Here is a 10390-nt window from a genome sequence, read left to right as displayed (position 1 = left end):
TTATGATAAGTTTTATAGTTTCAGTTATCGCCCTAATAGTAGGGTATATGATTTATGGTAAGGTAGTAGAAAAAGTTTTTAATCCAGATGAAAATGCTTTAACACCAGCTAAAAGATTAGAAGATGGTGTTGACTATGTTGAAATGGATATTAAGAAAACTTTCTTAATTCAATTCTTAAACATTGCAGGAACAGGACCAATATTTGGAGCTGTTGCAGGGGCAATGTGGGGACCAGCAGCATTTATTTGGATAGTATTTGGTTGTATTTTTGCAGGGGCAGTTCACGACTATTTAATAGGAATGATGTCTTTAAGAAAAGATGGTGCCAGTGTTGCAGAGTTAGTTGGAGATAACTTAGGTAATGGAGCAAAACAAATAATGAGAGTTTTCTCAGTTGTTTTACTTGTATTAGTTGGAGTAGTTTTTGTAATGAGTCCAGCAGCTATTTTAAATAACTTAACAGGAATAGATAAATTTATTTTAATAGGAATTATTATAATTTACTATTTAGTAGCAACAGTATTACCAATAGATAAATTAATAGGAAAAATTTATCCAGTATTTGGAATTGCTTTATTAGTAATGGCAGTTGGAATTGGATTTGGAATTTTATTCCAAGGGTATGATATTCCAGAAATAGCTTTCCAAAACTTCCACCCAGCTGGGCAATCAGTATTCCCATACTTATGTATATCAATAGCTTGTGGAGCAATTTCAGGATTCCATGCAACTCAATCACCTATGATGGCTAGATGTCTTGGAAATGAAAAACAAGGAAGAAAAGTTTTCTATGGTGCAATGATTTGTGAAGGTGTTGTAGCACTTATATGGGCAGCAGCAGCAATGTCATTCTACAATGGAGGAACTCTTGGATTAGGAGAGGCATTAAAACACGGTGGAGCAGCAGTTGTTGTTAATGAAATTTCAAGAACAGTATTAGGAAAATTTGGAGGATTCTTAGCAATACTTGGAGTTGTTGCTTGTCCAATAACTTCAGGAGATACAGCATTTAGAAGTGCAAGACTTACAATAGCAGATGCTGTTAATTACAAACAAGGTCCTGTAATAAATAGATTCTTAATAGCTATCCCATTATTTGCAATCGGTGTTGCATTATGTTTCATAGATTTCAATATAATTTGGAGATATTTCAGCTGGTCTAACCAAACTTTAGCAACAATAGCTTTATGGTCAGCAGCTGCATACTTAGCTAAACTAGGAAAATGTTATTGGATGGCAGCTATACCAGCAACATTTATGACAGTAGTTGTTACTTCATATATCTTAATAGCTCCAGAAGGATTTAAAATGGCAGAAATAATAGGAAATACAACTGGAGTTGTAGTGGCAGTAGCATCAGTAGTAGCATTCTATTTAAAATTTAATCCTTTATACAAAAAAGCATTAGAAGAAAAATAAAAAAATTAAATATTAAAAGAGAGCCTTATAGATTAATAAATTATTTTGTTAATCTGTTTGGCTCTTTTTATTTTTCATTATAAGAAAATCCCTCAAACTAATTGACAAAATTTAAAATGATGTGTATAATTTGATAAAAATATCTAAAAAAAGTAATTAATGATTGTTATTTTAATGAAAATATTTTATTTGGGGCGAAGGAATAAAAAAATCATATAAAATCTAATGTAATGTAAGGAGAGGAAATAATGATGATATTAAAAAATGGAAAAGTTTTAAGTTATGGAGTAGAAGAGGGACTTTATGATATTTTAATAGAGGATAATAAAATAAAAAAAGTTGCTAAAAAAATAGAGATTGAAGGAGATGTGGAGGTTATAGATTTAAATGGAATGTATGTCACTCCAGGACTTATAGATGCTCACACTCACTTAGGATTAAAAGAAAATGGATTGGGAGAATTTTATTCAGATCACAATGAAAAAGGGAATCCGTTATCTCCACAAATCAGAGCAATAGATGCAATAAATCCAAAAGATATAACTTTTGAAGAGGCTAGAAATGCAGGAATAACTTGTTGTGCCACTGGACCAGGATCATTAAATATAGTTGGGGGGCAATATGCTTGTATAAAAACTTATGGAAAAATTATAGATGAGATGGTTTTAGATCCATATTTTGCAATGAAAGTTGCTTTAGGAGAAAATCCTAAGAAAGAATACGGAATGACAAGAATGGGTATAGCTTCAACTTTAAGAGAATTTTTAAGAAGTTGCAAAAGATACAGTGAAAATTCAGAAAAATATGATGCTAAGATGGAAGCTATGTTACCAATAATGAGAGGAGAAAAACATTTAAAAATTCACTCTCATAGAGGTGATGATATAGTAACAGCTATAAGAATATGTGAAGAGTTTGGAGTGAAATATACTTTAGATCATGTAACTTGTGGAACAGATGTATTGGATTATTTAAATACTAAAAAAGATATTCCTTTATTAATAGGACCAAGCTTAGGAAGTAGAGGAAAGATGGAGCTATTAGGAAAGGGATTTGAAAATGCTGTTAAGTTAGCAGAGGGAAGAGATGTTTGTTTAATAACAGATTCTCCAGTTATACCATTACAATATTTACCAGTTTGTGTAGGACTTGCAATATCAAAAGGTATGCCATATAGAAAAGCATTGGAGTCAGTTACAATAAATCCAGCTAGAGTGATGGGAGTAGAAGCTAGAGTTGGAAGTATAGAAGAGGGAAAAGATGCTGACATTGTAGTTTGGGAAAAAGAACCTTTTATAACTATACAAGATCCAAAATATGTAGTGATAGATGGAAAAGTAATTTATAAAAAATAAAATATTTTTATGATTGGAAAAGCTAAAGAGAGAAAATCTTTTTAGCTTTTTATGAATATTAAGATTAGAATAGAATTTATTATAATGATGTAATAAGATAAGAAAAAATTTAAAAAATTGAATATTAAATGGTAGAAAAAAATTTCTAAACTGTTATCTTATTCATTTATAAAAGATAAAATAAAGAAAATTGAATTTAAAAATATCAATTAGGAATAATTATAGTAAGAGCATGCCATAGTTAAAAAATTATTGAGTATGATTTACGGGGGTAGTAAATGAATAATAAGACTTTTATCAGAGTTATTTATATTATTTTAATGGGATTTGGTCTTCCTATTATGAGATTTATGAGTATTCATTTTGAAACAATTAATAATAATGCTGTAAGATTTTTATCAGGGGGATTTTTATTTATTTTAATTTGTATCTTTAAATTTAGAGATGAATTTATGAAAATAAAACAAAAACCTACTTTGATTTTAAAGCTATTGTTGTTAAGTTGTTTTATGACAGGAAATATGTATTTTTTTATGAATGGATTAAAAGAGACATCTGCATTAGTTGGAAGTATTTTTGGTATACTTGCTATGCCTTTAGCAAGCATTATGGCAGCGTTATTTTTTAAAGATGAGAGAGATAAAGTAAAACAGAAAAATTTTTATATAGGTAGTATTTTGACTATAGCTGGGTCTTTACTTTTTGTTATTCATGGAAATAAAGTAAATGAGAGTAGTGATTTCTTAAAAGGATTTTTATTTTTAGGAATAGCAATTTTTATTCAATCAATTCAAAATTTAGTAGTAAAGAATATTGCCAAAGAACTACATACTGTTATTATTAGTGCTTCTGCGGCTACTTTATCAGGAATAGTTTATTTGACAATAGCTATTGAAAGTGGAGAAATAGTCCAATTATCAGAAGTAAGTCAAGGTTTATTAATTGGATTAGTTTTATCAGGGATTTATGGTATGCTTACTGGGATGTTAATGGCTTTTTATATTGTTCAAAGACAAGGAGTAGTGGTTTTTAATATTTTACAATTGCTTGTTCCACTTTCAGCTTCAATAGTAGGATATTTTACTTTGGGAGAGAAAATTGATTTTATTCAAGGCAGTGGAGCTATTGTTATAATTTTAGGTTGTATACTTGCTTTAAAGAGCAAGGAAAAAATAAGTCCTATGCAAATGTAAAAAATAGAAAATCATTTCTTTAAAAGGAAGCTTATTATGAAAAAATTATTCATATTATTTTTTATTAAAAAAAGGAGTCACAAACTGATAATTTTACCAGTTTGTAAAACTCCTCATTTTTTTATTAAGCCATTTGGAATCCAGCTTCTTTTATAGTTTCGATTATCTTATCTCTATGGTTTTTATCCATACATTCAATAGCAACAGTAACTTTTTGAGTATTTATTGGTAAATTAGCACTGTACATAGTTTGGTTGATACGAAGAATACTAGCTTTTTCTTGAGCTAAGATAGCAAGTAATTTATGAAGCTCTCCAAATCTATCTTCAACAAGAACATTGATCTCAGTTTTTCTTCCTGCTAAGATAAGAGCTTTGTTTATTATTCTTTCTACTGCTGTTATATCAGCATTTCCTCCAGAGATAACACAACAAATATTTTTACCTTTTTCTTTAATTTTACCAGAAAGCAGAGCAGCAAGTGGAGCAGCTCCAGCCCCTTCAGCTAAAACTTTACTTCTTTCTAATAAGAATAAAATACTTTGAGCAAGTTCATCTTCAGTTACACTTACAATATCATCAACATATTCAGAAATAATTTTACAAGTAAGTTCTCCAGCACGAGCAACAGCTATTCCGTCAGCAATAGTTGGAGTTACTTTTACTGTGCAAGGACAACCTTGTTTAACAGCTTCTTTCATAGAAGATGCATTTACAGGTTCAACTCCAATAATTTTAACATCTTTTTTTATACTTTTTATAGCTTTTGCTATTCCAGAAATTATTCCTCCTCCACCAATAGGAACGATTACAACATCAACATTTTCTAAATCCTCTAATATTTCTAAACCGATAGTACCTTGTCCAGCAATAACATAAGGATCATCAAAAGGATGTAAGAAAGTAGCTCCAGTTTCTTTTTGAATCTCACAAGCTTTTTTGTAAGCATCATCATAAACTGTACCTACTTGGATAACCTCAGCACCAAAATTTTTAGTAGCTACTACTTTTGAAAGTGGAGCAGTTCCAGGCATTACGATTGTAGATTTAATTCCTAAGCTAGTAGCACCAAGAGCAACTCCTTGAGCGTGGTTACCAGCAGACGAAGCTATTACTCCTCTCGCCTTTTCTTCATCAGAAAGATTCATAATCTTATTCATAGCTCCTCTGATCTTAAAAGAACCTGTTTTTTGTAGATTTTCTAATTTGAAATAAATTCTGTTTCCAGTTATTTCAAAAAGAGTAGGACATTCCATAAGTTGAGTTCTTTTGATAGAATCTTTTATTGTGTAAGCAGCGTCCTTAATCATTTCTAGAGTTACATCATTTACCATTATTAATTCCTCACTTTCTATATTTTAGTATTAAAAAACTTCTAAGTTTTTTAACATTTCATTACCATTATAAATTTCACATTGAATTACAGGAAGAGAAGTGTATTCTCTTATTTTTTTAGTTGTAGATGGACCAATTGAAAGTATTTTTATATTTTCTTTTAAAAGAGATGGATCTTTTAAATTTTTGAAAAAACTTTCAACGGCAGAACCACTAAAGAAAGTAATGTGAGTTGCGATTTTAAGACTATCTAAAATTTTATCTTGAGATACATCTAAAGATATATTTTTATAGCCAGAAAATTTTTTAAATTTTCTTTTATATTTGTTAAAAAATTCCTCTTCATCAATAGGAGAAACATCAGAAGTAACTATTAAAATATCGTCATTTTCATCTGTTACTTTTGTAATTTCATAAGCAAGTTTATCACTTAAATACTCTTCTGGCATCACATCAGGCATTATTTTATATTTTTTAATCTCCTCATAGGTTTTACTTCCAATCACTCCAATTTTAAGATTAGAAAGAAGTCTCACATCAGGAATATGTTTAAAGAAGAAATTAACACCATTTGGAGAATTAAACATAATAGCTTTATAATTTTTTAAGGTTGAAAAATCAAATTTTTCCATTTGATCAATAAGTTGAATCATAGGAAGAGAGATGGATTTTCCACCATTTCTTTCAATCTCTTTTCCAAACTCATCCCCTTGAGATTTTTCACGAGTAATTATAACATTTTTTCCAAAAAATGGAAGCTTTTCAAACCAATTATAAATTTCTCTTTTATTGACAACCTCTCCGATTATTATTATAGCAGGAGGTTTTATCTCTTGAGATCTTTCAATAATATTTTCTAAATTTCCCACAATAGTTTTTTGAAAAGATGAACATCCTTTCTGTATTATTCCTATGGGAGTTGATGGGGATTTTCCATATTTAATAAGATTTGAACATATAAATTCTAAATTTTTTACACCCATTAAAAAAACTAAGGTTCCATCTAATTTAGCAATGGTTTCAAAATCTTGAATATCATCATTATCAGCAGTCATTCCTGTAAAAACGTGGAAAGAACGAGCTATTTTTCTGTGAGTAACAGGGATACCAGCATATTCAGGAACAGCGATAGAAGATGATATACCTGGAACAATTTCAAAATCAATATTATATTTTGAAATAGCTTCTATCTCTTCCCCCCCTCTTCCAAAAACAAAAGAATCTCCACCTTTTAAACGAACAATATTTTTAAACTTTCCAGATATAGATTTTTCTACAAGAGTATTATTTATTATACTTTGAAGAGTTCCCCCTTCAGTATTTTCTTTTCCAAGATAGATAAATTCAGCACTAGGATTTGCAAAAGATAGAATCTTTTCATTTATAAGTCTATCATAAATTACACAATCAGCTGATTCTAAAATTCTTTTTCCCTTTAAAGTTAAAAGTTCAAAATCTCCAGCTCCAGCTCCTATAAAGAATACCTTTCCTCTATTCATCTATATCACCTTTTAAACATTCTGCTAATTGTTGAGCCACTAGAACACTTTCTTCTAAACTTCCAACAATTTTTCTTTTATAAGTTTTTCCGTTTAGAGAGTACATTCCGAAAAGCTCCAATAATTTTTCATCTGATTCATTATATATAATTTTTCCACTACAACCAATAGGAGTGTGACAACCACCATCAAAAATTTTAGAAAATTCTCTTTCAGCCATAATAACTTTAGTGGTATCTATATCAACAATAGAATGAAGAATATTTTTTATTGTAGTATCCCCTTCTCTGTATTGAATACATAGAGCTCCTTGAGCTGGAGCAGGGATAACATCTTCTATGTTAAAAAATTCAGTGATTTTATCTTTTAAACCTGTTCTTATAAGTCCAGCTCCGGCTAAAATAATTCCATCATAATCTTCCTCTGATAATTTTCTAAGTCTTGTATGAATATTTCCTCTTAGAGGTTTTATAATAGCATCAGGTCTTAAATTTTTTATACATTCAGCTCTTCTTAGAGAGCTAGTTCCAATAACAGGATTTTTAGGTAAGTCTAAAAGTTTTACCCCTGTTTTAGAAATAAAAACATCTCTATTATCCTCTCTTTTAGGCACCCCACTAAAGATAAGTCCCTCAGGATTTACACTAGGCATATCCTTCATAGAGTGAACTGCAAAATCTATTTCCCCATTTAAAAGTTCTTTTTCAATTTCCTTAGTAAAAAAGTTTTTTATAGATACTCCCTTGCTCCCCCAATTTGTAGAAAGATCTTTATCACCAGTTGTGACTATTTTTTTAATTTCAAATTCAAAATTTGGAAAATTATTTTCTAAAAGTTTTTTTACTATCTCTGTTTGAGCAAGAGCAAGAAGACTTCCTCTTGTACCTATAACAAATTTTGTTTTCATCTTACTTCCTTTCTTTATTAAAATAGATATTAATAATATCTGAAATATTTTCTGTAATCCAAGGATAGTTTACAGAAGGACGCTTTAAAATCAGAGTGGTTATATTATTTTCTTTTGCAGACTGCAATTTCTCTAATTCTCCTCCAGTTGTTCCACTTTCTTTGGTAATCAGATATTTTATATTATAATTTTTTATAATAGCTGAGTTAAAATCCTTTGAAAAAGGTCCTTGAATGGCAATAATATTTTTAGCTAATATACCACAATTTTCCAATTTTTCAATAGCTATTTTTGTAGGTAAAATTCTAAAATATAAGTTACTAAGATTATTTAAATTTTTAAAACTTTCTATTTGATTACTTCCTAAGGTTACTAAAATATTTTCAGAAATATTTGAAATAAAATTAATAATATCTGAAATATTTTCAAAGTACAGGACATCACTCAATAGGTCTTCATTTAAATTTTTTCTTTCAAATCTAAAATATTCAATATTATTTTCTTGGGATGCTAAGATTGCATTTTTTGATACATCTTTTGCATAAGGATGACTCATATCAAAAATTCTTTTAATATTATTTTCTTTTATAAAAATTTTCATTTCATCACAAGTCATAGGCTTTACTAAAACATCAACCATATAATCTTCTAGAAGTTTTTTTCCATAATCTGTTGCAACTGTGATGATAAAATCTCTTTCAGTTGTTTGATTAAGAATATTTTCAATAAAATTTCTAGAGTCCTTTGTCCCACCAATTATCCAATCCATATTATCAGTCCTTTATTTTATCTTTATACTATTATTATATCATATTAAAAGAATTTATCGAGAAATTTTTAAGAAAATATTGTATAATATATCTAGTCAAAAAATAAAGGAAAGGGGGATAAAATGAAAGGATTTATTGTAGCAGGAACTAAGAGTGGGATAGGAAAAACCACAATCACTATGGGGCTTATGAAAAATTTTAAAAATGTATCTCCTTTTAAAATAGGACCAGATTATATTGATGGAAGATTTCACGAATATGCCACAGGAAATAAAAGTTTTAATCTAGATTATTTCTTAATGGGAGAAGAGGGAGTTAAATATAGTTTTTTTAAAAATAAAAAGGATATCTCAATCATAGAGGGGGTAATGGGACTTTATGATGGACTTGGAGATGGACTGGACAATGGAAGTACTGCTCATATTTCTAAAATTTTAGGGATACCGATAATCTTAGTAGTAGATGGAGAAAAAAGAAGTACAAGTATAGCAGCAGAAATTTTAGGTTATAAGTTATTTGATAAAGATATTAATATAGAGGGAGTTATTTTAAATAGAGTAGCTTCTGAAAAATCATATAAATTATTATCTGAAACAATAGAAAAATATACTGGGATAACTTGTCTTGGATATCTACCACCTATTAAGGATTTAAAATTTGAAGAGAGACACCTAGGACTCGTTCAAGCTCAAGAGGATAAAAATTTAGATGAAAAATTAAATATTCTAGGGGAAAAGATAAAAGAAACTATTGATATAAAAAAAATAGAGGAGCTATCAGAGGTAGAAAGTAAAATTAATATAGGAGATACTCTTATAAGAAAGGATATTTTATTAAATCAAGAGTTTGAAAAATTAGAGAGTAGATTTTTAAATTCTGAGTTGAGAGAAAAATATAAAAATATAAAAATAGGGATAGCAAAGGATGAGGCTTTTTCATTCTACTATAATGATAATATAGAATTTTTAGAAAATCTAAATATAGAAATAAAATATTTTTCTCCTCTAAAAGATGAAAAAATTCCAGATGATGTGGACTGTTTATTTTTTGGTGGAGGTTATCCAGAAAATTATGGGGAGATTTTAGAAAAAAATATATCTATGATTAACTCAATAAAAGAATTTTCTAAAGACAGCGGGGTAATCTATGGAGAGTGTGGTGGATATATCTACCTATCGAAAGAGCTAGAAGATTTAGATGAAAATAAATTTAAGTTTGTAGGTTTAAATGATAGAAAATTTAAGATGAAAAACAGACTAAATATTGGAAGATTTGGATATATCAATGTTGAAACTTCACTTGATAATCAAAAGATAATGTTTCCAGCCCACGAATTTCATTATTCAGAAGAGATTGATGAAAATAAAGAGGGAGTATTTAAAATAAGTAAAAAAGATGGAAGAACTTGGGAAAATGGATATTTTTCAAAAAATATTTTATGTGGTTATCCACATATACATTTTTTTACAAGTCAGGATTTAATTTTTAATCTTTTGGATAGGGCGAAAAATTATCAAGAGAGAAAAAATAGGTTTAATTTTAAAGATTTATTTAATTTTGGAAATTTTAGAAAAGGGAAAAAATAATGAAAGAATATATAAAAGAGCCACAACTTATAGAAAAAAGAAGTTTTGAAATTATAACTGAGGAGTTAGGAGAAAAAATAAATAATTTTAAAGAGGAAGAGCTACCAATAGTAAAAAGAGTTATCCATACAACTGCAGATTTTGAGTATGCTGATCTTATAAAATTTATGAACAATCCAATAGAAGAGGGAAAAAAAGCTATTGAAAAAGGTTGTAAAATCTATTGTGATACAAATATGATAGTTAATGGTTTGAGTAAAATAATTTTAAAAAAATTTAATTGTACTCCATACTCTCTTGTGTCTGATGAGGAGGTTGCAAAAGA

Annotated in this window: 9 protein-coding genes; 5 read left to right on the top strand and 4 right to left on the bottom strand. The window is 28.7% G+C overall.

Annotation, left to right across the window (positions count from 1 at the left end; genetic code table 11):
- The first annotated feature begins 2 nt into the window (after window positions 1–2).
- From Q1J48_RS06135 to Q1J48_RS06125, 3 genes are all read left to right on the top strand, one after another.
- A complete protein-coding gene (locus tag Q1J48_RS06135) occupies window positions 3–1421 on the top strand; it encodes a carbon starvation CstA family protein (RefSeq protein WP_300331844.1) in 1419 nt (472 codons plus the stop codon).
- 248 nt (window positions 1422–1669) lie between these two features.
- Window positions 1670–2776 carry an amidohydrolase family protein gene (locus Q1J48_RS06130; RefSeq protein WP_300362013.1) on the top strand — a complete coding sequence of 369 codons (1107 nt, stop codon included), beginning with the start codon at window positions 1670–1672 and terminating at the stop codon, window positions 2774–2776.
- A gap of 278 nt (window positions 2777–3054) precedes the next feature.
- Window positions 3055–3969 (top strand): DMT family transporter, encoded by a 915-nt coding sequence (locus tag Q1J48_RS06125; RefSeq protein ID WP_300344576.1) that lies wholly within the window; start codon window positions 3055–3057, stop codon window positions 3967–3969.
- A gap of 124 nt (window positions 3970–4093) precedes the next feature.
- On the opposite strand, the gene ilvA is transcribed toward Q1J48_RS06125, so the two are convergent.
- Genes ilvA through cobK form a run of 4 tightly spaced genes read right to left on the bottom strand, consistent with a single transcriptional unit; the run spans window position 4094 to window position 8478 of the window.
- Window positions 4094–5302 (bottom strand): threonine ammonia-lyase, encoded by a 1209-nt coding sequence (gene ilvA / locus Q1J48_RS06120; protein WP_300362010.1) that lies wholly within the window; start codon window positions 5300–5302, stop codon window positions 4094–4096.
- Between the two features lie 30 nt (window positions 5303–5332).
- The gene (gene cobA / locus Q1J48_RS06115; protein ID WP_300362007.1) at window positions 5333–6802 is read right to left on the bottom strand and encodes a uroporphyrinogen-III C-methyltransferase; all 1470 of its coding nucleotides are present in this window, start codon (window positions 6800–6802) and stop codon (window positions 5333–5335) included.
- Window positions 6795–7709, bottom strand: a complete 915-nt coding sequence (gene hemC / locus Q1J48_RS06110; RefSeq protein WP_300362005.1) for a hydroxymethylbilane synthase — start codon at window positions 7707–7709, stop codon at window positions 6795–6797. Before hemC ends, cobA begins: the two co-directional genes overlap by 8 nt.
- A gap of 1 nt (window position 7710) precedes the next feature.
- Window positions 7711–8478 carry a precorrin-6A reductase gene (gene cobK, locus Q1J48_RS06105; protein WP_300362003.1) on the bottom strand — a complete coding sequence of 256 codons (768 nt, stop codon included), beginning with the start codon at window positions 8476–8478 and terminating at the stop codon, window positions 7711–7713.
- 123 nt (window positions 8479–8601) lie between these two features.
- Between cobK and Q1J48_RS06100 the strand changes: the two genes are divergently transcribed.
- Both Q1J48_RS06100 and Q1J48_RS06095 read left to right on the top strand, forming a co-directional pair.
- A complete protein-coding gene (locus Q1J48_RS06100) occupies window positions 8602–10065 on the top strand; it encodes a cobyrinic acid a,c-diamide synthase CobB (RefSeq protein ID WP_300362001.1) in 1464 nt (487 codons plus the stop codon).
- Window positions 10065–10390 (top strand): precorrin-8X methylmutase (locus tag Q1J48_RS06095; RefSeq protein WP_300361998.1); only part of this gene is annotated, 326 nt, incomplete at its 3' end. The genes Q1J48_RS06100 and Q1J48_RS06095, both read left to right, overlap by 1 nt.

The sequence above is a fragment of the Fusobacterium sp. genome, assembly GCF_029258315.1.
Lineage (GTDB): Bacteria > Fusobacteriota > Fusobacteriia > Fusobacteriales > Fusobacteriaceae > Fusobacterium_B.
Note: the sequence above shows the minus strand (reverse complement) of the source record. Positions and strands in the feature narration are given on the sequence as shown.